21 protein-coding genes are annotated in these 22224 nt (G+C 70.0%); 10 read left to right on the top strand and 11 right to left on the bottom strand.

The features are described 5' to 3' along the window. Positions 1-36 precede the first annotated feature (36 nt). Positions 37-462 carry a VanZ family protein gene (locus ACI6GS_RS07795; protein ID WP_439817222.1) on the top strand — a complete coding sequence of 142 codons (426 nt, stop codon included), beginning with the start codon at positions 37-39 and terminating at the stop codon, positions 460-462. Here the strand turns inward: ACI6GS_RS07795 and ACI6GS_RS07790 are convergent. The 3 genes from ACI6GS_RS07790 to ACI6GS_RS07780 are packed head-to-tail and all read right to left on the bottom strand — an operon-like array spanning position 404 to position 2790. Beyond that, positions 404-1795, bottom strand: coding sequence for a sensor histidine kinase (locus ACI6GS_RS07790; RefSeq protein ID WP_439817221.1), 1392 nt, complete (start codon positions 1793-1795; stop codon positions 404-406). The genes ACI6GS_RS07795 and ACI6GS_RS07790 overlap by 59 nt on opposite strands. A gap of 8 nt (positions 1796-1803) precedes the next feature. Further along, positions 1804-2463, bottom strand: a complete 660-nt coding sequence (locus ACI6GS_RS07785; RefSeq protein WP_439817220.1) for a response regulator transcription factor — start codon at positions 2461-2463, stop codon at positions 1804-1806. 3 nt (positions 2464-2466) lie between these two features. Further along, positions 2467-2790, bottom strand: a complete 324-nt coding sequence (locus tag ACI6GS_RS07780) for a PepSY domain-containing protein (RefSeq protein WP_439817219.1) — start codon at positions 2788-2790, stop codon at positions 2467-2469. A 61-nt stretch (positions 2791-2851) separates the two neighbouring features. Here ACI6GS_RS07780 and ACI6GS_RS07775 point away from each other — a divergent pair, with 61 nt between their 5' ends. Then, positions 2852-3214: a PepSY domain-containing protein gene (locus ACI6GS_RS07775; protein WP_439817218.1), complete on the top strand. Its 363-nt coding sequence runs from the start codon at positions 2852-2854 to the stop codon at positions 3212-3214. Here ACI6GS_RS07775 and ACI6GS_RS07770 read toward each other — a convergent pair. The 7 genes from ACI6GS_RS07770 to ACI6GS_RS07740 all read right to left on the bottom strand — a co-directional run bounded on the left by ACI6GS_RS07770 (position 3202) and on the right by ACI6GS_RS07740 (position 10339). After that, positions 3202-4194 carry an ABC transporter ATP-binding protein gene (locus ACI6GS_RS07770; protein ID WP_439817217.1) on the bottom strand — a complete coding sequence of 331 codons (993 nt, stop codon included), beginning with the start codon at positions 4192-4194 and terminating at the stop codon, positions 3202-3204. The genes ACI6GS_RS07775 and ACI6GS_RS07770 overlap by 13 nt on opposite strands. 3 nt (positions 4195-4197) lie before the next feature. Continuing rightward, positions 4198-5196, bottom strand: coding sequence for an ABC transporter ATP-binding protein (locus tag ACI6GS_RS07765; protein WP_439817216.1), 999 nt, complete (start codon positions 5194-5196; stop codon positions 4198-4200). Next, the gene (locus ACI6GS_RS07760; RefSeq protein ID WP_439817215.1) at positions 5196-6092 is read right to left on the bottom strand and encodes an ABC transporter permease subunit; all 897 of its coding nucleotides are present in this window, start codon (positions 6090-6092) and stop codon (positions 5196-5198) included. Before ACI6GS_RS07760 ends, ACI6GS_RS07765 begins: the two co-directional genes overlap by 1 nt. Next, on the bottom strand, positions 6089-7099 hold the full coding sequence (locus ACI6GS_RS07755; protein ID WP_439817214.1) for an ABC transporter permease subunit: 1011 nt from the start codon (positions 7097-7099) through the stop codon (positions 6089-6091). Before ACI6GS_RS07755 ends, ACI6GS_RS07760 begins: the two co-directional genes overlap by 4 nt. Positions 7100-7211: 112 nt before the next feature. Continuing rightward, positions 7212-8792 (bottom strand): ABC transporter substrate-binding protein, encoded by a 1581-nt coding sequence (locus ACI6GS_RS07750; RefSeq protein WP_439817213.1) that lies wholly within the window; start codon positions 8790-8792, stop codon positions 7212-7214. A gap of 156 nt (positions 8793-8948) precedes the next feature. After that, the gene (locus ACI6GS_RS07745; protein WP_439817943.1) at positions 8949-9275 is read right to left on the bottom strand and encodes a YnfA family protein; all 327 of its coding nucleotides are present in this window, start codon (positions 9273-9275) and stop codon (positions 8949-8951) included. Between the two features lie 224 nt (positions 9276-9499). Beyond that, positions 9500-10339 carry a sulfotransferase domain-containing protein gene (locus tag ACI6GS_RS07740; protein ID WP_439817212.1) on the bottom strand — a complete coding sequence of 280 codons (840 nt, stop codon included), beginning with the start codon at positions 10337-10339 and terminating at the stop codon, positions 9500-9502. 116 nt (positions 10340-10455) lie between these two features. On the opposite strand from ACI6GS_RS07740, the gene ACI6GS_RS07735 reads away from it, so the two are divergent. The 4 genes from ACI6GS_RS07735 (at position 10456) to ACI6GS_RS07720 (ending at position 14696) form a co-directional block, all read left to right on the top strand. Next, the gene (locus tag ACI6GS_RS07735; protein WP_439817211.1) at positions 10456-11328 is read left to right on the top strand and encodes an alpha/beta hydrolase; all 873 of its coding nucleotides are present in this window, start codon (positions 10456-10458) and stop codon (positions 11326-11328) included. Positions 11329-11386: 58 nt separating this feature from the next. Then, the gene (gene thrC, locus ACI6GS_RS07730) at positions 11387-12784 is read left to right on the top strand and encodes a threonine synthase (RefSeq protein ID WP_439817210.1); all 1398 of its coding nucleotides are present in this window, start codon (positions 11387-11389) and stop codon (positions 12782-12784) included. Next, positions 12784-14046, top strand: coding sequence for a M16 family metallopeptidase (locus ACI6GS_RS07725; protein ID WP_439817209.1), 1263 nt, complete (start codon positions 12784-12786; stop codon positions 14044-14046). The genes thrC and ACI6GS_RS07725 overlap by 1 nt, the downstream gene beginning before the upstream one ends. A 62-nt stretch (positions 14047-14108) precedes the next feature. Beyond that, positions 14109-14696, top strand: coding sequence for a GNAT family N-acetyltransferase (locus ACI6GS_RS07720; protein WP_439817208.1), 588 nt, complete (start codon positions 14109-14111; stop codon positions 14694-14696). 18 nt (positions 14697-14714) lie between these two features. On the opposite strand, the gene ACI6GS_RS07715 is transcribed toward ACI6GS_RS07720, so the two are convergent. Next, entirely contained in the window at positions 14715-16463 is a 1749-nt protein-coding gene (locus ACI6GS_RS07715) for a sensor domain-containing diguanylate cyclase (RefSeq protein ID WP_439817942.1), read from the bottom strand. Positions 16464-16693: 230 nt separating this feature from the next. Between ACI6GS_RS07715 and ACI6GS_RS07710 the strand changes: the two genes are divergently transcribed. The 4 genes from ACI6GS_RS07710 (at position 16694) to ACI6GS_RS07695 (ending at position 22133) form a co-directional block, all read left to right on the top strand. After that, entirely contained in the window at positions 16694-17872 is a 1179-nt protein-coding gene (locus ACI6GS_RS07710) for a zinc-binding metallopeptidase family protein (RefSeq protein ID WP_439817207.1), read from the top strand. A gap of 179 nt (positions 17873-18051) precedes the next feature. Beyond that, on the top strand, positions 18052-18657 hold the full coding sequence (locus ACI6GS_RS07705) for a hypothetical protein (protein WP_439817206.1): 606 nt from the start codon (positions 18052-18054) through the stop codon (positions 18655-18657). Between the two features lie 69 nt (positions 18658-18726). After that, positions 18727-21255: a circularly permuted type 2 ATP-grasp protein gene (locus tag ACI6GS_RS07700; protein ID WP_439817205.1), complete on the top strand. Its 2529-nt coding sequence runs from the start codon at positions 18727-18729 to the stop codon at positions 21253-21255. After that, positions 21252-22133, top strand: a complete 882-nt coding sequence (locus ACI6GS_RS07695; RefSeq protein ID WP_439817204.1) for a transglutaminase family protein — start codon at positions 21252-21254, stop codon at positions 22131-22133. Before ACI6GS_RS07700 ends, ACI6GS_RS07695 begins: the two co-directional genes overlap by 4 nt. Positions 22134-22224 lie beyond the last annotated feature (91 nt).

Genomic DNA, 22224 nt, shown 5'->3' with positions numbered 1-22224 from the left:
CTGCAATATGATGTCCTGGGCCCTAGGATATGGGCCATGTCGTTTCTTGCGCGTCTGTACAGGTTCTGGCACGCGGCGGGTCCCGTGCGCCGCCTGCTGGTCCTGGGGGTCGTGGCCACGTTGTGCTACGCGACCTATGCCTCGCTGGCCGAGAATCCCGTGGCGCCCCAGGCCTGGGACAAGGGCGTGCACTTCGTCGGCTATTTCGGCCTGATGCTGATGGCGGGCCTGGCCCTGGTCCTGCCGCGCCGGGTCCTGCCCGCGGCCCTGGTGCTGCTGGCCTATAGCGGTGCGATCGAGATCCTGCAGACGCAGACGGAAACCCGGCTGGGCGAGTTCGGCGATTTCCTGGCCAATGGCCTGGGCATCGTCGCGGCCCTGCTGGTCCTGGCGGCGCTTCAGCTCATGGCAGGCTGGGCGCGGCGCCTGGCGACCGGCGCGGCAGGTCGCAGCGGACCCTGAGCCCGCCCAGGGCCGAGCGATCGAAGGCCAGCGCCCCGCCATAGGCCTCGACGATGTCGCCCACGATCGCCAGCCCCAGGCCGGCTCCGCCGCCTTCGTCGCGGCGACCACCGCGGGCGGCCAGGCGCGGCAGGTCCTCCGCCGCCAGGCCGGGCCCGTCATCCTCGACCACGATGGACAGGTCACCGCCGGCGATGCTGGAGCCGATGCGCACGGTGCTGCGGGCCGCCCGGGTGGCATTCTCCATCAGGTTGCCCAGGATGTCGGCCAGGTCTTCCGCCAGGATCGCCGCCCCATGGCCCGCCGGGACCTCGTTCACGAAGTCCAGCGCCTCGCCACGCGGCGTCCGGCGCAGGGTGCGGACGATGGCGTCCGCGACCGCGACGACCTTAACCGGGGCGTCGGCCGGGCCGCTGCGATAGCGCAGGCGGGCGCGCGCCAGTTCGCGGTCGATCGTGCGCTGCATCTGGCTGCCGACTGCCTCGATCTCCGCGGCCAGGGCCGCCTGCCCTGCCTGACGCAGGCGCTGGACGTCGCCGGCCAGGGCCGTGAGCGGCGTCTTCAGGCCATGCGCCAGGTCCACGGCGCGGTCGCGTGCGCGCTGCATCGCCTGATCCTGTGCCGCCAGCAGGTCGTTCAGCTTGGCGACCAGGGGCTCGATCTCGGGCGGCACCGCTGCCTCCAGCCGGCGGGTGCTGCCGTCGCGCACCCGCGCCAGGCCCTGCCCCACCGCCTTCAGCGGGGCAAGGCCGGCCCGGACCTGGACCCAGGCGCCTGCCAGGATCAGCAGGCCCAGCAGGGCGAGGCCCGGCAGCAGGTCGCGAAAGAAGCCGCCGCGCAGCTCGGTCAGGGCCGTGCGGTCGATCGCGACCGAGACGCGCACCGGATGGTCCGCCCCCGCCCGCGTCAGGATCACCGTGCGGTCATGCTGCAGGGCAGGCCTGCCATCGGGCGTGGTCGTGCGGCTGGCCCGCACTTCGCCCGCGGCCAGGGCAGCGTCCGGCGCCACCAGGCTGCCGTCCCACAGCGAGCGCGAGCGCAAGGTGGTGCCATCGGCCGCGTCAAGGGCCTGCCAGTACAGGCCGCCCAGCGGACGCTGGAAGCGCGGATCGCCTGGTTCCGCCGCCAGGACCAGCCGCCCCTGCGGGTCCAGTCGCAGCTGGGCGGCGATCTGGACGATATGGCTGTCCAGTTCCTGCCCCACGCGATGCTCCAGGTAGCGATCGAACAGGGCGAGCAGCGCGAAGGTCGCGGCCGTGATCGCCACCGCCGTCCCCGCCACCGCGAACAGGAGCAGCCGCAGCCGCAGGGAATGCCAGAAGGCGGTCGCCATGCCGGCCGTCACGCGCCGGCGATGATGTAGCCGAAGCCGCGCCGCGTCTCGATCGCCTGCGCCCCCAGCTTGCGGCGAACGCGGCCGATCAGGACCTCGACCGCGTTGGAGTCGCGCTCATAGTGCTCGGCCTGCAGGTGCTCGGCCAGTTCCTGCTGCGGCACGACGCGGCCCGCATGGTGCATCAGGTAGGCGACAAGCCGGTATTCCTGCGGCGACAGGGCAATCGCCGTGCCGCCGCGGCTGACCCGCATCTGGCGCGGGTCCAGCACCAGGCCGCCCGCCTGGATCACTGGTGCGGCGTGACCGCCCGCGCGGCGCAGGACGGCGCGCAGGCGGGCCAGCAGTTCCTCCATCGCGAAAGGCTTGGGCAGGTAGTCGTCGGCCCCGGCGTCGATCCCCTCCACCCGTTCGGACCAGGTGCCGCGCGCCGTCAGGATCAGGACGGGAAAGGCCCGGCCATTGGCGCGCCAGCGCTTGAGGACCGACAGGCCATCCATGCCCGGCAGGCCAAGGTCCAGCACGGCGGCGGCATAATCCTCGGTATCGCCGCGGAACCACGCCTCCTCGCCGTTGGCCTCGCGGTCGACGACATAGCCGGCGGCAGCCAGCGCCTCCGCCACATCGCGCGCGATGCGCGCGTCGTCCTCGACCAGCAGGATGCGCATCGCTCAGTCGTCCTCGTCCACGTCCAGGATGCGGCCCGTGCGGCCGTCGACCTCCACCTCCAGCACGCGGCCATTGGGCATCAGCAGGCGGATCTGGTACTCGGGCGCGCCGTCATCGTCATCCAGGTCGACGTCCAGCACCTCGCCGGGAAAGCGCTGGCGGACCGCCTCGACGATCCGCGGCAAGGGCATCAGGCGGCCGGACCGGGCCCCGTGCCAGGCCCGCTCGGCATCGTCGTCATCGGCGCGCGCGGGCGCCGCCACGGCCAATGCCAGGGCCAGCCCAAGCAGCGCCAGGATGGCGGGGACGGAGCGCGGCGCGGACATGCACCTCTTCCTGCCAGGGGCCGGATGACAGAACGCTGACAATCGCGCTCAGGCCCCTGTCATGCCGCAGCCGTCACTCTCGGGCCATCGCAAGCACCTGAACGAGAACGAGAGTGCCATGAAGATCCTTCTGGGAACCGCCGCCATCGCCCTGGGCCTGGCCGCCACCACGCTGCCCGCCCTGGCCGACGACGATCGCCACTGCGGCCGCGTCGATCGCGCGCAATGGCTGAGCCTGCCCGATGTCGCCGCCCGCGTCGCGGCCATGGGCTATGACGCGCGCAAGATCGAAGCCGACGACGGCTGCTGGGAGGTGAAGGCCAGGGCTTCGGACGGGGCCCGCGTCGAACTGCACCTGCACCCCGTCACCGCCGAGATCGTGAAGCGCGACGTCGATGACGACGATGACCGCTATGACGATTGAGGGCTGAGGGCCAGCACCTCGTCCGCGCGGTGGCAGGCCGCCTGCCCCCCGCCTGCCGGGCGCAGGGCCGGCACCTCCTCGGCGCACCGGGGGATGGCAAAGGGGCAGCGCGTGCGGAAGACGCAGCCCGAGGGCGGTGCCAGCGGCGAGGGGATCTCCCCCTCGATCGGGCGGAAGCCGGCCGCCCCCTCCCCCGCGGCGGCCACGCTGGGGGTCGCCGCCAGCAGTGCCCGGGTATAGGGGTGGGCGGGCCTGGCGAACAGGTCCTGGGCCGGCGCCTGCTCCATCGTGCGCCCGAGATAGAGCACCAGGACCTCGTCCGCGACGAAGCGCACCACCGACAGGTCATGGCTGATGAAAACCATGGCCAGGTCCATCTCGTCCTGGAGGTCCAGGAGCAGGTTCAGCACCTGGGCCCGGATCGACACGTCGAGGGCGGAGACGGGCTCGTCCGCCACCAGGATTTCCGGCCGCAGCATCAGCGCGCGGGCAATGGCGATGCGCTGGCGCTGCCCGCCAGAGAACATGTGCGGATAGCGCTGCGCATGCTCGGGACGCAGACCGACACGGGCCAGCATGTCGGCCACGGCGGCCCGGCGGCCCGCTCGATCGCCGACGCCATTGACCAGCAATGGCTCTTCCAGCGCCGCGCCGATCGTGCGGCGGGGGTTCAGCGAGCCATAGGGGTTCTGGAACACCATCTGGACATGGGCGCGCAGGCGCTTGACCAGGGCCCGATCGCTGGCGTCCGCCACCTCTCCCAGGATGTCCAACCTGCCCGCGCTGGGCTGCTCGACAAGCGTCAGCTGGCGGGCGAGCGTCGACTTGCCACTGCCCGATTCACCGACCACGGCAAGCGTCCGCCCCTTGTCCAGGGTGAAGGACACGCCATCCAGCGCCTTGAGCGAGACACCGGGGCGGAACAGCCCGCGCGTGATCTCGTAGTGGCGGCGCAGGTCGTGAGCGGCGAGAACGGCCATCGCTCAGCGCTCCGGGCCGGGCCGGCCGTCCGGCTCCAGCGGCCAATGGCAGCGTGCCTGGCCGCCGCGCACCGGATGGAGGGCCGGCGCCTGGGCCACGCAGCGGGGCCCTGCGAAACGGCAGCGCGGCTCCAGCCGGCAGCCGGGCGGGCGGTCGTGGGCGCCGGGCACCACGCCCGGTATCGCCGGCAGGCGGGCCCGGCGCCGCACGCCATCCTGCACCACCGGCGGCGCCCGCTCCGGCAACGCGTCGAGCAGCGCCGCGGTGTAGGGATGGCGCGGAGCGGCAAACAGGTCCGCGGTGGTGCCCGTCTCGACGATCTCGCCCGCGTACATGACGGCGACGCGCTGGGCCATGCGCGCGACCACGCCAAGGTCGTGCGTGATGAGCAGCAGCGCCATGCCCGTCTCGCGCTGAAGCTCCAGCAAAAGGCTCAGGATCTGGGCCTGGATCGTGACGTCCAGCGCCGTCGTCGGCTCGTCCGCGATCAGCAGGCGGGGGCGGAGGGCAATCGCCATCGCGATCATGATGCGCTGGCATTGCCCGCCGGAGAGCTGGTGGGGATAGGAGGCCAGGCGCTGTTCCGGGCTGGGCAGGCCCACCTTGGCCAGCAGTTCGACAGCCCGGTCGCGATTGGCCCGCGCGCTGCCGCCCTGGTGCGCACTCAGCGTCTCCGTCAGTTGGGTCCCGATCGTGAAGGACGGGTTCAGGCTGGTCATCGGCTCCTGGAAGATCATGGCCAGGTCCCGCCCGTTCAGGGCGCGCCGGGCGCGGCCCGACAGGCGGTCCAGGTCTCGGCCGTCGAAGGCCATGCGGGCAGCCGCGACCTCTCCGGGAAACGGGATCAGGCCCATCAGGGCCAGGGAGGTGACGCTCTTGCCCGAACCCGATTCGCCCACCAGGCCCAGCACCTCGCCCCGGTCCAGGCTGAAGCTGACATCCTCCACCGCGCGAAAGCGGCCGAACCGGACGTTCAGGGCCTCGACCTCCAGCAGCGCCATCAGCGTTGCTTCAGCTTGGGGTCGAGGGCATCGCGCAGACCGTCGCCCATCAGGTTGAAGCCAAGGACGGTGAACAGGATGGCAAGGCCGGGAAAGGTCACGACCCACCAGGCGCGCTCCAGGAACTGGCGCGTGCCGGCCAGCATCGTGCCCCATTCGGCCGTCGGCGCCTGTGCCCCCAGGCCCAGGAAGCCCAGCGCCGCCGCCTCCAGGATCGCGGTCGAGAAGCCCAGCGTCGCCTGCACGATCAGCGGCGCCGCGCAATTGGGCAGGACCACGACCAGCATCAGGCGCAGGGTTCCGGCGCCGGCAATCCGGCTGGCCGTGACATAGTCGCGGCTCAATTCGGCGATGACGGCGGCGCGGGTCAGGCGGGTGTAGTGCGGCAGGGTGACGATGGCGATCGCCATCATCGCGTTGATCAGGCCGGGACCCAGGATCGCCACGATGGCGACCGCCAGCAGCAGGCTGGGCAAGGCCAGCATGATGTCCATCAGGCGCATGATCGCCTGGTCCGTGACCCCCCGCGCAAAGCCCGCGACCAGGCCCAGCGCGACCCCCAGGCTGAGCGACAAGGCGACCGAGACAATGCCGATCAGCAGCGACAGACGCGCGCCATGCATCAGGCGCGAGAGCATGTCGCGGCCGATGTCGTCGGTGCCCAGCGGAAACATCCACGTGCCCCCCGCCTGCCAGACGGGCGGCTGCAGCAGCGCGTCGCGGTACTGCGCATCGGGCGGATGGGGCGCCAGCCAGTCGGCGAAGACCGCCATGACGGCCACCAGCAGGATCACGCCCAGGCCCACCAGCGCGCCCCTGTTGCGGCGGAAGTCGGCCCAGGCTTCGCCCGCGGGGGACGGCAGGGTGGACGCGGCGGGAATGGCCTGCGGCGTCATCGCGTCGTCCGGATGCGGGGGTTGATCACGCCATAGAGCAGGTCGACGCACAGGTTGACGAACACCACCGTGCTCGCCACCAGCAGCAGCCCGCCCTGGATCGCCGGGTAGTCGCGCTTGTTGATCGATTCGATCAGCCACTTGCCGATGCCGGGCCAGGAGAAGATCGTCTCGGTCAGGATGGCGCCCGACAGCAGCACGCCGACCTGAAGCCCGATCACCGTGATGACGGGAATCGCCGCGTTGCGCAGGGCATGGACCCAGACGACGCGGAACGGGCTCAGCCCCTTGGCCCGGGCGGTGCGGACATAGTCCTCGCCCAGCACCTCCAGCATGGCCGACCGTGTCATGCGCGCGATCACGCCCAACGGCACGGTCCCCAGCACGATGGCCGGCAGGATCAGGTGATGCAGGGCCGAGCGGAAGGCCCTCAAGTCACCCGCCAGGAGCGTGTCGACCAGCATGAAGCCGGTCACCGGCGGCGTGAAGAACAGCAGCGAGATGCGACCCGACACGGGCGTGAGGCCAAGCTGGATGGACGAGACCAGGATCAGGATCATCGCCCACCAGAAGATCGGCATCGAATAGCCGGTCAGTGCTGCCCCCATCACGACATGGTCCAGCGGCCCGCCGCGGTTCAGGGCCGCCAGCACGCCCGCCGGCAGCCCGACCAGGACGGCCAGGATCATCGCGGCGACCGTCAGCTCGATGGTCGCGGGGAACAGGGTCAGGAATTCGCGCAGCACCGGCTTGGCGCTGACGACCGAGGTGCCGAGGTCGCCTTGCGCGACCTTCGCGACGTAATCGACGAACTGCTTCCACGGCGGCTGGTCCAGGCCCCAGGCCTCGAGCATCTGCTGGTGCCGCTCGGGCGAGATGCCGCGCTCGCCGGAGCGCACCTCGACCGGATCGCCGGGCACCAGGCGGATCAGCAGGAAGGCCAGCAGAACGACGCCCAGCAGCGTCGGCACCACCAGGACCAGCCGCCCCAGAAAGAACCGGATCATGGCAATTGCCGACCTAAGATTCGCTCACCCCCGCGAAGGCGGGGATGAGCGGGCTATTGGTGCAAGTGGCGGAGCCATCCACCTCCGGGCGCACGGCCCGCGCCTTGAAGACCTACTCCGCCAGGTCGACGCCGTAGAACTCGTGCACGCCGAAGGGGCTGATCTTGTAGTTCTTCACCTCGTTGCGCACCGGCTCGAACACCACCGAATGGGCGATCGTGAACCAGGGGGCCTCCTCCTTGAAGATGGCCTGCGCCTGCTCATAGAGCCTGGTCCGCTCGGCCTGGTCGCTGATCGTCTTGGCCTTTACCACCAAGTCGTCGAACGGCTTGAAGCACCACTTGGCGATGTTGCTGCCGCCCGGACGCGCCGCGTCGCAGCCCAGCAGCGTGTGCAGGAAGTTGTCGGGATCGCCATTGTCGCCGGTCCAGCCCAGCTGGGCCATCTGGTGCTCGCCATCCTGCGCGCGCTTGCGGTACTCGCCCCATTCATAGGTGACGATCTTGGCCGTCACGCCGATCTTGGCCAGGTCGGCCTGGATCAGTTCGGCAATGCGCTGGGCATTGGGGTTATAGGGGCGCTGGACCGGCATGGCCCACAGGTCGGTCTCGAACCCGTTGGGGTGGCCCGCTTCCGCCAGCAGCGCCTTGGCCTTCTCGGGGTCATAGGCATAGTCCTGCACCGCAGTGTTGTAGGACCAGATGGTGGGCGGGATCGGGTTCGTCGCCGCCTTGCCGGCACCCTGGTAGACCGCCTTGATGATCGATTCCTTGTCGATCGCCATGTTCAGCGCCTGTCGCACGCGGCGGTCGTCGAACGGCGCCTTGGTCGTGTTGAAGGCGAGGTAGCCGATGTTCAGCCCCTCCTGCGACAGCAGGGTGATGCCCTCCTCCTTGCCCAGCGCCTCCAGGTCGGCCGGTGCTGGATAAGGCATCACGTGGCATTCGCCCGCCTTCAGCTTGGCATAGCGGACCGAGGCATCGGGCGTGATGGCAAAGACCAGGTTCTCAATCGGCGCCGGCCCGCCCCAATAGGCGTCGAACCGCTTGTACCGGATCACCGCGTCTTTCTGGTAGTCGACGAAGACGAAGGGACCGGTGCCGACCGGAACCTGGTCGATCTGCTCGGGCGTGCCCGCCTTCAGCAGGAAATCGCCATATTCCGCCGACTGGATCGTGGCGAAGTCCATGCCCAGGTCCGCCAGCATCGGCGCCTCGGGCTTGTTCAGCGTGATGCGGACCGTGTGGTCGTCCACCTTCTCGATCGACTTGATCAGGTCCGGCATGCCCATGTCGTTGAAATAGTCATAGGCACCGCCCGAGACCTTGTGGAAGGGGCTGTCCTCCTTCCACTGGCGATTGAACGAGAACAGGACGTCGTCCGCGTTGAAGTCGCGGGTGGGCGTGAAACCGCCTTGGGCATGCCATTTCACGCCCTGGCGCAGCTTGAACGTATAGACCAGTCCGTCGGGTGAGATCTCCCAGGACTCGGCCAGGCCCGGCACCACGGTCGTGGTGCCGCGCTCGAACTCGACCAGGCGGTTGTAGACGGGGCGCGAGGCATCGAACGAGGTGCCGGTGGTGTTGATCTGGGGGTTGAAGTTCTCGGGGCTCCCCTCGGAGCAGTAGATCAGCGTCTTGGCCGCGGCCGGCTGGGCCAGCGCGGCGCCCGCCAGGACAAGGCCCAAGGCCATGCCGCATGCCCTCAGCGCCAGGGCGGCGCGCGCCGCCGGGGCTTTGGAGCGAACACGTTCGTGAAACGCCGGGCAGGCTTGCGTTGCCATGGTGGTCATCCGTCTGGCCGAATTGCCGCACCATTTAGCGCCGCGACGATCGGCCCTGCCAAGCCCCTAGATGCTGCGCGGGGCGAACAGGATCAGTGCCGCACCGGCCAGGCACAGGCTGGCACCGATCAGGTCGAAGCGGTCCGGCCGCACGCCCTCCACCACCCAGAGCCAGGCCAGGGAGGCGGCGATGTAGACCCCGCCATAGGCGGCATAGGCGCGGCCGGCAAACTCCAGCTGAACCTGCGTCAGGACCCAGGCGAACAGCACCAGCGACAGGGTGGCGGGCACCAGCCACCAGGCCGACTTCCCCAGCCGCACCACGGACCACAGCCCGAAACAGCCCGCAATCTCGGCCAAAGCTGCCACGCCATAGATCGCCAGGCCTTGGATCAACGCAGCCCCCAGTCAGAAGCGTCCAACTCCCCAATACCTACGTGGCCCGGTTTATCCGGGCCACCCATGAACTGACTTTGCCGTTCGCGGAGCGGCTCAGAACCCTCTCCGAATGGATCAGCCGATGTCGGTTCTGCGCCGGTAGGCAAGTTGACGGGTCGGTTCATGGGTCCTCCGCATAAAGCGGAGGACATAGGGTAGGGAGGGTGGATGCGGCGCCTTCAATACCCCGGCGGAACGTAGCCGAAGCGGGTCATCTGATCCCGGTGGTCGGCGACGATGCGGGCGACCTGGTCCTTGCTCAGCTGGCTGCGCCATTGCTCCGAGCGGCCTTCGCGGAAGAAGCGCTCGGCCGTCGGGCTGCGCTCGGTGAAGCCATGGGTCGCCTCCAGCTGCTGCAGCGTGCGGAAGGACGAGAAGCGGATCGCCTTCTGCAGACGGTCCCGTGGCGGGTCCAGGCCCAGGAAGCGGGCAATGCCCTGGAACGTCGCAAAGGCCTTGTCGATCATGTCCTCGTAACGCACGACGTGCAGCTGGGGCGACGGCCTGGCCGTCCAGCTCTCGACATGGGCGGACCAGGAGGAGATCAGCTGGGGCACGTTCTCCGGATCCTCGGCCGAACCGCCGGTGACGAGCGCAAGCCGTTCGATCGCCTGGTCGAGCGGCAGGCCGTAGTGCGGCACGACCGACAGGGCGACATCCAGCGGGTTGCGGACGACGTAGATCGCACCGGCGGTGACCTGCGGCACGATCAGCGGCACGCCGTGATAGTCGGCATTGAGCGCGTGCGTCTTGACGAACACCGTATCGCGGGAGGCCTGGGTCATGGCGCGCTGGGCACTGACGCGCAGGCTGGCCAGCACGTCGGAGCTCGGCTGGTCGACCGGCTGGCCGTTGTTGGCGGCGCGGTACCAGGCCTTGTGCGTGTCGCTGAGCGCGAAGCGCGTCATCTGGTTGGGCGGCACGGGAACATCCGGGTTCATCAGCAGGTTGTGCAGGAACGCCCGCAGCCAGGTATTGCCTGACTTGGGATAGGATGCGAGCCAGAGCAATGCGCCCACGTATCGTCTCCACCAGGGACCGGTCGGCCCCACATGCCGCGAGGATGGCGTGCGGCGCAACCCCCACGGCGGCGGCGCGGGTCGCCATGACTTATCCAGGGAGCGGATTGTTGCGGATGATGTGGCTGGGATTGGGGCTTGCGCTGGTCATTGTGGGCGCGCTGGGGGCGGCGGCATGCTCGCCGCTCAAGGCGCTGGACCTGGTCGTCTCGTCCGCCGGCTACACGGTCCAGGCGGACCAGCCCTATGGTTCGCTGCCCCGGCAGAAGCTCGACGTCTACCGTCCCGATGCGCCGGCCAAGGCCCTGGTCGTGTTCTACTACGGCGGTGGCTGGAACTCAGGGGAAAAGGGCGACTACCGCTTCATGGCGCAGACGCTGACCGCCAATGGCTATGCCGTGGTCCTGCCCGACTATCGCTTGGTCCCGGCCATCCACTATCCCGACTTCGTCGAGGACAGTGCCGCCGCCATGGCCTGGGCGCTGGATCACCGGCAGGAGATCGCCCCCGGCCGCCCCGTCTTCGTGATGGGCCACTCCGCCGGCGCCTATAATGGCGCCATGGTCGCCTATGACCCGCCGTTCCTGGAGCGCCACGGCCATCGGATCCAGGAAATCGCCGGCTTTGTCGGCCTGGCCGGCCCCTATGACTTCCTGCCGCTCGACTCGCCGCTGTCCAAGGGGGCCTTTGGCGAGGTGGCCGACCTGCCCTCGACCCAGCCCGTCAACAAGGTGACCGTCGACGCGCCCGAGGCCCTGCTGATCCATGGCGAGGCGGACGACACCGTCTACCTCCACAATCCCCGGTCGCTGAAGCGCGCGCTGGAGGCGAAGGGCAACACCGTCACCTTCATCACGTATCCCGAGATCGGCCACCTGGGCCCGCTGGTCGCCTTCGCCTCGCCCCTGGGGCGGAACGAGAGCCTGCGCAGCGATGTCCTGGCCTGGCTCGACGCGCGCAGCGGCCCTGCGGTCCCGGCAAGCCACTAGGGCGTGCTATGGTGTATTCAGGCCGGAACGGTGGTACCCGGCCTGGGGGACTGACGACTTGGACTATGTAAGCACGCGGGGTCTGGCGCCCCGCCTGGGATTCGAGGATGTGCTGCTGACCGGGCTTGCCCGCGACGGCGGCCTCTATGTGCCCGAGACCTGGCCCAACATTTCGGACGAGCTGCACCGCCTGGCGGGCAATACCTATGCGGACCTGGCGACCCGGGTCATGCTGCCCTTCATCGGCGACGCCATGCCGGCCGAGGAATTCGCCCAGCTGGTCAGCCGCGGGGTCGCCACCTTTGCCCACGCCGCGGTGGCGCCGCTGGTCCAGATCGGGCCCAATGACTGGATCCTGGAGCTGTTCCACGGGCCGACGCTGGCCTTCAAGGACGTGGCACTGCAGCTCCTCGGCCACCTGTTCGAGCGCACGCTGACGGCGCGCGGCGGCCGGATGACGGTGCTGGGCGCCACGTCCGGCGACACGGGGTCCGCCGCGATTGAGGCGATGCGCGGGCGACGCAACATCCGGGTCGTCATGCTGCATCCGAAGGGGCGCGTGTCCGAGGTGCAGCGCCGCCAGATGACGACGGTGCTGGACGACAACATCCACAATGTCGCGATCGAAGGCACGTTCGACGACTGCCAGGCCCTGGTGAAGGACCTGTTCAACGACCTGGACTTCCGCGACGCGGTACAGCTGGGCGCCGTCAATTCGATCAACTGGGCGCGCCTGATGCCGCAGGCAGCCTATTACGTCTATGCCAGCCTTCTGCTGGGAGGACCGGACCGGGCGCTCACCTTTTCCGTGCCCACCGGGAATTTCGGGGACTGCTATGCAGGCCTTATCGCGGAGCGCCTGGGCCTCCATATCAGTCGCCTGGTGGTCGCAACCAACCGCAACGACATTGTCGCGCGCGCGTTGACCACCGGCTTCTATGACAAGGGCGAGACGGAACCGACGATGAGCCCCAGCATGGACATCCAGGTGTCCAGCAATTTCGAGCGCCTGCTCTACGAGGTCGAGGGCCGCGATCCGGCGGTCGTCCGCGCCGCGATGGAGGGTTTGCGCGACCAGGGCAGTTTCCAGCTGGGCCGTGTCGCGCTGATGCAGGCGCGCAGCCTGTTCACGGGCCGGGCGGTGAGCGAGGAGGAAACGCTGGACACCATCGCCCGCGTCCATGGCGAGACGGGCCTGGTGATCGACCCCCATACGGCGGTCGGCATCGCCGCGGCGCGCACCGCGCGGATGCAGCGCGACATTCCCGTCGTCACCCTTGCGACCGCGCATCCGGCCAAGTTCCCGGACGCGGTCGAGCGGGCCATCGGCAAGCGCCCCGCCTTGCCCGATCGTCTGGCCGATCTGCTGGAGCGGCCCGAACACTATGACGTCCTGCCGGCCGATGCCGACAAACTGAAGGCCCACGTCCGCAGCGTCGTGGGGAATGGCGGTTGATGGGTACCAGGATCACCACACTCAATTCCGGCCTGCGCGTCGTCACCGAGGATTCGGCGAACGCGCTGACCAGTGCCATCGGCATCTGGGTCGATGTCGGTGCCCGACACGAGCGGCTGGAGCAGAACGGCATCAGCCACCTGATCGAGCACATGGCCTTCAAGGGGACGGAGCGGCGCGATGCCCGCGCCATCGCCGAGGAGATCGAGGCGGTGGGCGGCCACCTGAACGCCTATACCAGCCGCGAGCACACGGCCTTCTACGCGCGCGTCCTGGCCGAGGACGTGCCGCTGGCCGTCGACATGCTGTCCGACATCCTGCAGCACTCGACCTTCGAGGAGCAGGAACTGGTGCGCGAGCGCCAGGTCATCGTGCAGGAAATCGGCCAGGCCCAGGACACGCCCGACGACCTGGTGTTCGAGATGCTGCAGGAGGCGGCCCACCCCGACCAGCCCATGGGCCGCTCCATCCTGGGGACGGTCGAGCGGGTGGAGGGGTTCCAGCGCGGCGACCTCAACGCCTATATGGCCGAGCACTACCGGGCCCCCGCGATGGTCATCGCCGGCGCCGGACGGGTCGATCATGACGCGCTGGTCGACATGGCGCGCACGCGCTTCGATGCGCTGGGCCCGGCCAGCGGCTTCGCGCCGGAGCCGTCGCGCCATGTGGGCGGCGAAGCACGCGACGTGCGCGATTTCGAGCAGGCGCACCTGGCGATCGGCTTTCCGGGCCTGGCCTATGACGATCCCGATTTCTATGCCTACCAGGTCTATTCGACCGTGCTGGGCGGGGGCATGTCGTCCCGGCTATTCCAGGAAGTGCGGGAGAAGCGGGGCCTTGCCTATTCCGTATTCTCGTTCGCCTCGTCCTATCACGATGGCGGAATGCTGGGGATCTATGCCGGGACGGGCGACGAATCGGTCGCCGACCTGGTGCCGGTGATCGCCGACGAGATGCTGGACGTCAGCGTCCACGCGACCGAGGAAGAGGTCGCCCGCGGCCGCGCGCAGATGAAGGCAGGGCTGCTGATGTCGCTCGAAAGCTCGTCGTCCCGCGCGGAGCAGCTGGCACGCCACATGCTGATCCATGGCCGGGTGATCCCGACGCCGGAGCTGATCGCCAGCATCGACGCCGTCGACGCCGCCGCCGTGCGGCGCGTGGCGCGGCGGATCCTGGACCAGGGCGCCCCCGCGATCGCGGCCCTTGGCCCGGTCGCCGGCCTGCCTGCGCACGACCGCATCCTGGAGCGCTTTCGGACCTAGCCTGCCTGGCCGACTTTGCGTGTAGACTCACCGCATAAGGTCGAGGAGGAGAGGCCGCATCCGTGAACGCGCTGCTGCGCAGCTTTCGCCCCGAACTGGTGCCCGCGATCAGCGGCGCCAGGGTGGTGCTGCGCGCGCCGGTGGTCGCCGACTACGAGGCCTGGGCCGACCTGCGTTCCGCATCGCGCGCGTTCCTGACCCCGTGGGAGCCGACCTGGCCGCCCGATGACCTGACGCGCGCCTCGTTCCGGCGGCGGCTGCGCCGCTATGCCCATGATGCGCGCGAGGACCTGGGCTATGCCTTCCTCGTCTTCCGCCGCGCCGACGAAGCCCTGGTGGGCGGCATCACGGTCAGCAACGTGCGCCGGGGCGTCACGCAGTCCTGCTCCATCGGCTATTGGATGGGCGTCAGCCATTCGGGCAAGGGCTACATGACGGACGCCGTGCGGGCCCTGCTCCCCTGGTTGTTCGACGGCCTGAACCTGCATCGGGTCGAGGCGGCCACCCTGCCCGGGAACGGCCCCAGCCAAGCCCTGCTGCTGCGCGTCGGCTTCAGCAAGGAAGGTTATGCCCGGCAGTACCTGAAGATCGACGGCCAGTGGCGCGACCACGTCCTGTACGGCATGGTCGCGGGCGATCCACGGCGCTGAGCCAGGTGGGCGCCGGTCCTACTGCGCGGCGCTGGCAAGTGGCTCGGGCATCAGGGTCACCACCTGGTTGCGCCCCCGCCCCTTTGCCATGTAGAGCGCCTGGTCGGCGCGCTGGATGATGTCCTCCACGTCGCGGTCGCCGGGGCTGGCCAGCGTGGCGCCCAGGCTGATCGTGACCTGCACCGTGCCGCCGCCAGGGATCGCGATTGCTCCGTCGGCCACCGCGGCCCGCACCCGCTCGGCCCAGGTCGTCAGCGATTCGGGCGTCACCTCGCGCAGCAGGACCACGAACTCCTCGCCGCCAAAGCGTGCGACCTGATCGGTGCGCCGCGCCGCCTCGGCCAGGATGGCCCCCACGGCGACGATGACGGCGTCGCCCGCCGGGTGGCCGTGGCCGTCATTGACCCGCTTGAAATGGTCGATGTCGACGACAAGGACGGCAAACGCCCGGCCATAGCGCTTGAAGTAGTCCAGCACGTCGCCCGCCTGGGCGACGAAGCCGCGGCGGTTCAGCAGGCCCGTCATCGGATCGGTATTGGCGAGTGCCCGCAGCGCCTCGACCTGCTGGGTGTGACGCTCGATCTCCTCGGACTGGACGACGTGGCTGCGCGCGGCCGCGGCCCGTGCCCGGTTCAGGCTGGTCTCGGCGAAGTCGACGCGCCGCACCAGCGACCGCAGGGCCGTGGACAGGGCCAGCATGTCGGACGAGCCGCGCAGCCGGTCGAACCCGCTGAAGCCTGGGTCGCGGCCGGCGCGATCCGCGTCAAGCGTCAGGCGCCGCACCGGGCGGGTCAGGGTGCCCGCCGAATAGATCGCCGCCGCCACGCTGGCCAGCGCCGCCAGCAGGCCGATCGCCAGGATCTGCGCCACGTCGCGATAGGCTCCGGCCAGGACGGCCGCCGTGGGGCGACGGGCGATCACGCGCCAGCCCAGGCCGGAATAGGCCTCCATCCCCCGCGTCGCGACGGCCGCCGCGAAGAAGTCGCCATCGCTGGCTTCGTCGATATAGGTGATGGGCCCCCTGGCCGTGGCCGCCAGCGCATCGGCGTCAAGCTCGGGCGAACCGAACGGCTGGCCCAGGATCGACGCCCCCTTGGCATCCGTCACCCAGATGTCCGTGGCGAGTGCCGGGTCGTAGCGGGCCAGCAGCCGGTCCCGCGTCGCCTCGGCCCAGGTCCAGCTCAGGTGCGCGCCGACGACCCCCTTCAGCGTGCCGTCGGCGGCCAGCACGGGCGCGGTGACGTCCACGAAGCGGAAGGGCTCGCCATCGCGCGACGGACCCAGCAGCGCCACCAGCAGCTTGGCCTCGTGAATGTCCAGCGCGGCCAGTCCCTTGCTGCCCTGCTTGAACCAGGGTCGCTCGGCAACGGACTTGCCTTCCAGCATGCCCTTGGTCGCCACCTGGACCGTGCCGTCCGGCGCGGCAAAGCCGATCCACGCATAGGCGGGCCGGGCCTCCTGCAACTGGTTCAGCATCGCCCGCGTCACGCCGTCATTGGCGGCCCAGATGTCGGCCAGGGGGCGCAGGCTGGCGAAGTTGCCGATCTCGCGATAGGTGCCGAACATGTCGCGGTCCAGGCTGTTGGCCATGTCGGTCGCCAGGTCGGCCATCTCGGCCGTTGCGTGCTCGATTGCGCGGTCGCGCACGATCAGGGCGGCGGTGACAGTCATCAGCGTGATCGTCGTCAGGCAGACCAGGGCCATCAGCAGGCCGGCCTGCTGCTTCATGCTCATCCGGTCGCGCAGGCGGCGCAGGGCCGCGATCATCGACGCCACGATCGTCTCCTTCCGCGGCCAGTGTACACCACCAGACAAAACGCAAGCGTTTCAACAATCCGTTTACGACGGGCTGCCGCCGTGCCGCGCTCCGCAGGGCAGGCCTGCGCCGCGCAGGCCCGGGGTCACGGAACCCGCGCGCGGGCGTTGCTGTTTCGTATCCAGGCAGGCGCCGGGGTGCCTGCGCCACCTGCCATCGCCGTTGGGGGAAGACCTGCGCCATGAAGCTGTTCGAATGCCAATCCTGTGCGCAGCCGCTCTACTTCGAGAATACGGGCTGCGAATCGTGTGGGCATCGCCTGGGCTTCGTGCCGGGCCTGATGGTGCTCAGCGCGCTGGAGCCGGCCGACGCCCCGGCCGAGGGCGACGCGCCGCCGGCCGAGCTGTGGCGGGCCTTGGCCGACCCGGACGAGGCCGCGCGCTATCGCTTCTGCGCCAATGCGCTCGACGGCGTGTGCAACTGGCTGATCCCCGCGCACTATGCCGACACGCACTGCCTGTCGTGCCGGCACAACCGCACCATTCCCGACCTGTCCCTGGGGGATAACCGGGAGCATTGGCGCCGCCTGGAACTGGCCAAGCACCGGCTGTTCTACACGCTGGTCAAGCTGGACCTGCCGCTGCCCAACCGCATCGACGATCCGGACAAGGGCTTGGCCTTCGACTTCCTGGCCGACGGTGACGACGGCGTGGCGCCCAAGGTCCTGACCGGCCATGACGACGGCCTGATCACCATCAACCTGGCCGAGGCGGACGACGCCGAGCGCGAACGCCGCCGGACCCAGATGGGCGAGCCCTATCGCACGCTGCTGGGCCATTTCCGGCACGAGATCGGCCATTTCTTCTGGGATCGCCTGGTGGCGCCCGATGCCGCCTGCCTGGACGCCTGCCGCGCGATGTTCGGGGACGAGCGCGAGGACTATGCCCAGGCCCTGCAGCGCCACTACCAGAACGGTCCCGTGCCGAACTGGCAGGAGCACTACGTCTCCAGCTATGCCGCCTCCCACCCCTGGGAGGACTTTGCCGAGACGTTTGCCCACTACCTGCACATCGTCGACACGCTGGAGACGGCGCGCGCCTTCAACCTGCGCATCCGCCCGCGCATCGCCAAGGGTGACGAACTGGCGGCGGAGGTCGACTTCAACCCCTATCGCGCTGAGGCCGCGACCGACCTGATCGAGGCCTGGCTGCCGCTGACCTTCGCCATGAACAGCCTGAACCGCAGCATGGGTCAGCCCGACCTCTATCCCTTCGTCCTCTCCACCCCGGCCATCGACAAGCTGGGCTTCGTGCACGCGGTGGTGCACCGCCGTGTTCCCGTCGTGCCGCAGGGTGCTTCGTCCGACGCGGTCGAACACGCCGCGGCGGTGTCGGAGCGCCTGCCCGATGCCGCGGAATAGCCGGGCCCTGCCACAGGCGTGGCCATGACGCATGCTCGGCGCGCCACAGGTGCCGGATTTGGACGTGTGCTGCTTGTGAAGGCGGGGTGCGATAGGCACTCTACGGCACCATGACAGAAACCGAAGGTGAAGCGGCCCGGGTCCCCGGCGTGCCCGGCGGGGCGAGCCAAGAGCCGGACATGCCGCCGGCCCGCCCGTCCCTGCGCCTGTCTGAAGCCGCCATCCGTTTCGGCATTCCCGAGCCCGCTTTGCGCGAGCGCGTCCAGGCCGGCCGGGTCGAAGGGTTCACCGACCCCGGCGGGTCCTGGCACGTCTACCTGGACGAACGCGGCCGGCCGGCCGAGCCGCCGCCCCCGCCGGGCCAGCGCCGCCGGGGCCGCCCCACAGCCGGCACCCCTGGCGAGGCCGCGGACGAGGCGCCGGGCGTCGCCCTGCCGCGCCCGCTCCTGGTCGTGCTGGGACTGTTCCACGACCTGTCGTCGCGCCATCCGATCGGCCTGCAGATCGTGCTGCGCCTGGTGCTGGTCGGTTTCGCCTCGGCCATCGTGGCGCGTTTCCTGTACATGGAGCCGGGCCTGCCCGACGATCCGCTGCGCCTGGATTTCATGCTGATCGGCCTGTGCGTCGTGCCGCTGGCGATCTGGGAAGTGCTGATGCCGCTCGATCCCCGCGCGGAACGGGATCGACCTGAATACATGATCGTGCTCTATGCGATCCTGCTTTCCCTGGTCACGGTGCCGGTCGCGATCACCTTCCGGATGATCCTGGGCCTGATCCTGGACTAGGATCAGGCGGGGCAGCCGCGGGCGATGTCGCCACAGGGTGGCATCGGGCAAGCACGCGAACGGGGGGGCATGGACGTTCAGGCACGCAGGATCGACCAGGCGCCAGGCCTGCTGGATCGCTTTGCCGTACCGGCCGGCGCCTATGACGAACTGCGCCAGGGCGATGGCCAGTTGCGGGCGCACTGGGCCGCGATGGTCCAGGCCCTGGGCGGGCTGGGCCATGGCGAGCTGGACCAGCGCTGGTCCCTGCTGCGGCGCGAACTGCGCGAAAGCCGCATCGCCAGCGCCCTGATCGAGGATGGCCGGCAGGTCGGCGGCCAGGGCGACCTCGACCTCCTGCCCTTTGTCATCAGCGAACCCGAATGGCGGACGCTGGAGCGCGGCCTGATCCAGCGCGGGCGCCTGCTGTCCGCCCTGCTGGACGATCTCTATGGGCCGCAGACGGTCCTGCAGCGGGGCCTGGTGCCGCCCGGCGCCGTGTTCGGCAATCGCGCCTTCCTGCGCCCGGCGCATGGCCTGAAGCCGCCCGGCGGCAGCATGCTGCACATGATCGGCGTCGACCTGGGCCGCGCGGCGAACGGGACCTGGCACGTCCTGGGCCAGGTCCTGCCCGACAGCGTGGGGCCCGGCTTCGCGCTGGAGAACCGGATCGCGATCTCTCACGCGCTGTCGCAGCCCTATCGCGAGCAGCAGATCCGCCGGCTGGCCCCCTGGTTCGAGCAGAGCCGACAGGCCCTCGCCTCCGCCGCGACCTGCGCCGGCACGCCGCGTCTGGCCCTGCTCACCCCCGGGCCCGGTTCGCCCAATTATCACGAGGATGCGTTCCTCGCCCGCTACCTTGGCTTCTCGCTGATCCGCGGCGACGACGTCACCGTGCGCGACAACCGCATCTACCTGAAGACGCTGGGCGGGCTTGAGGCCCTGCACGCCATCTGGCGCCGCATCCCGGACGACCTCAGCGACCCGCTGGAGCTGAACGGCGGCTCGACGCTCGGCATACCTGGCCTGCTGCAGGCTGTGCGTGCCGGCCACATGGCGGTCGGCAACGCGATCGGCGCAGGCCTGGCCGAAAGCCTGGCGCTGTTCCCCTACCTGCCCGCGCTGGCGCCCGCCCTGATCGGGGAGGACCTGCTGCTGCCCCAGCCGGAGGCGCTGTGGTGCGGTGCCGGTCCCGCGGCGCGGGTGTCCGAACGCCTGGCTGATGGCGAATGGCTGTACCGCCGCGCCATGCCGGCCGAGCGGCGCCGCCGCCGCAGCGACGACCTGCGCGCCGGCACCGGCGGCCGCCGGCCAGAGGCATCGCCCGAACTGGTCGCGGTCCGGCCCTTTGCCCTGTCCCACGCGCCCAGCCTGAACGGCGCGGAACTTTCGGCGCGGCCGGTCACGCTGCGCATGTTCCTGGCCTGGACCGAGGATGGCTTCTCGGTCATGCCGGGGGCCATCGCCCGGGTCGGCGCCAGCCTTGGCGAGGGCGAGGCGACGGTCAGCGGCTACAAGGACACCTGGGTCCTGTCCTCGCGCCCGGTCGGCAGCTTCAGCCTGATGCCGCCGGTCGATGCGGTGGTCGAGATCCGGCGCAGCGGCAACCAGCTGCCCTCCCGCGTGGCCGACGACCTGTTCTGGCTGGGGCGCTATTTGGAGCGGGCCGAGATCGGCGTGCGCAGCGTGCGCGCCGCCCTGCTCCGCGCGGGCGAGGACCTGGATCCCGCGGGCAAGGTCGACTTCGCCAGCGGCCTCCACCACCTGCAGCAGATGGGCCAGCTGCCGGAAGTGCTGGAGCGGGGTCCCCGCGGTCCGCAGGAACTGGAACGCTCCCTGCTCAAGGCGATGCTGGAGGCGAACCGCCCCGGCAGCCTGAGCGCCATCCTGAACCGGGTGCGGCTGATCTCGATCTCGGTGCAGGACCGGCTCAGCCTCGACATCTGGCGGGCGCTGGCCCAGCTCAAGGATCAGGTCGACGACCTGGACCCCCGGCAGATGGACAGCGCCCGCCTGCTGCCCTGCCTGCACCAGATGGTCACGACCTTCTCCGCCCTGTCCGGCATGGGGACGGAGAACATGATGCGCGGCCCCGCCTGGCTGTTCCTGGACCTGGGCCGCCGGATCGAGCGGGCGCTGGGCGCCGTCACCATGATCCGGTCGACGGTCCTGGCGCGCCAGGGTGCGGGCGCGCCTGCCCTCGACCTCGCCCTGGAACTGGCCGACAGCACCATGACCTACCGCGCCCGCTACCGGGCCTCGCCCCAGCTCGCGCCGATCCTGGACCTGCTCATCGCGGACGAGGACAATCCCCGCTCGCTCGCGTACCAGGTGGCGCGCACCGCCGGCCATGTCGCCCGCCTGCCCCGGGGCGAGGGGTTCAAGGCATGGGACGCGCTGGACCTGGGCACCCGCACGATCATGGCCAACCTGCGCGAGATCGACGCCAACGACCTGGCCCGGCCCACGCCGGACGGCAAGCTGGACGCGCTCGAGGCCCTGATGGACGACCTCGACGCCGGCCTGCCCGCCTTGTCCGACCTGCTGGGCGCGCTCTACTTCACCCATGCGCTGGTCCGCCCCGCCATCGGCATGGCGCGCCGGGGCTCCCTGGCATGAGCGCCGTGGTGGCGGAGGGCATCCGCCTGCGCGTCTGGCACCGCACCGTGTGCCGCTATGCCGACACGGTCAGCCTGTCGCACCACCTGGCGTGCCTGACGCCGCGCACGCTGCCCCGGCAGAAGATCCTGTCGACCGAGCTGGACATCGGCCCGGAACCGGCGACGCGCAGCAGCCGCACCGACTATTTCGGCAACAGCCTGACGCATTTCGCGATCCAGTCGGCGCACCGGACACTGCGGGTGGAGGCCAGCAGCGTGGTCCACCTGCTGCCGCTGCCGCCGCTGCCCCGCACGTCGCCCGCGTGGGAGACAATCGCCGCGGCCATGGCCCTGGACGCCGCCCAGACCGCCTACGAGTCGACCCACATCCCCTGGGACGCGGAACTGGCTGCCTATGCCCGGACCGAGTTCACGGCCGGCCGCCCGATCGTGGAGGCGGCGCTGGCGTTGCAGGCCCGCATCAAGCGTGAATTCGTCTTCGACCCCAAGGCGACGACGATCTCGACGCCGGTGCGCGAGGTACTGCACAGGAAGCGCGGCGTGTGCCAGGACTTCGCCCACCTGATGATCGGCTGCCTACGCTCGATCGGCCTGTCGGCGCGCTATGTCAGCGGCTACCTGCGCACCCGCCCGCCGCCGGGTCGCCCACGCATCGTGGGCGCCGACGCCAGCCACGCCTGGCTGGCGCTGCATTGCGGCGAGCATGGCTGGCTGGACCTGGACCCGACCAACGACATGGTGCCCTCGCTCGACCACGTCACCGTCGCCTGGGGCCGCGACTATGACGACGTCGCCCCCCTGACCGGCCTGATCGAAGGCGGCGGCGCCCAGGACCTCGACGTCGGCGTCGACGTCGCCCCCGCGGACGAGGTGTAGCCCGGCTCACTCGCCCAATACGGGATTAGGTGTGCGATTTGCAGCCTCGTTGCCGTTCCCCTATCGTGCCCCATCAAAAGTAGCGTTTCGG

This window comes from Zavarzinia sp. CC-PAN008 (assembly GCF_051903925.1).
Taxonomy (GTDB): Bacteria; Pseudomonadota; Alphaproteobacteria; order Zavarziniales; family Zavarziniaceae.
Note: the sequence above shows the minus strand (reverse complement) of the source record. Positions and strands in the feature narration are given on the sequence as shown.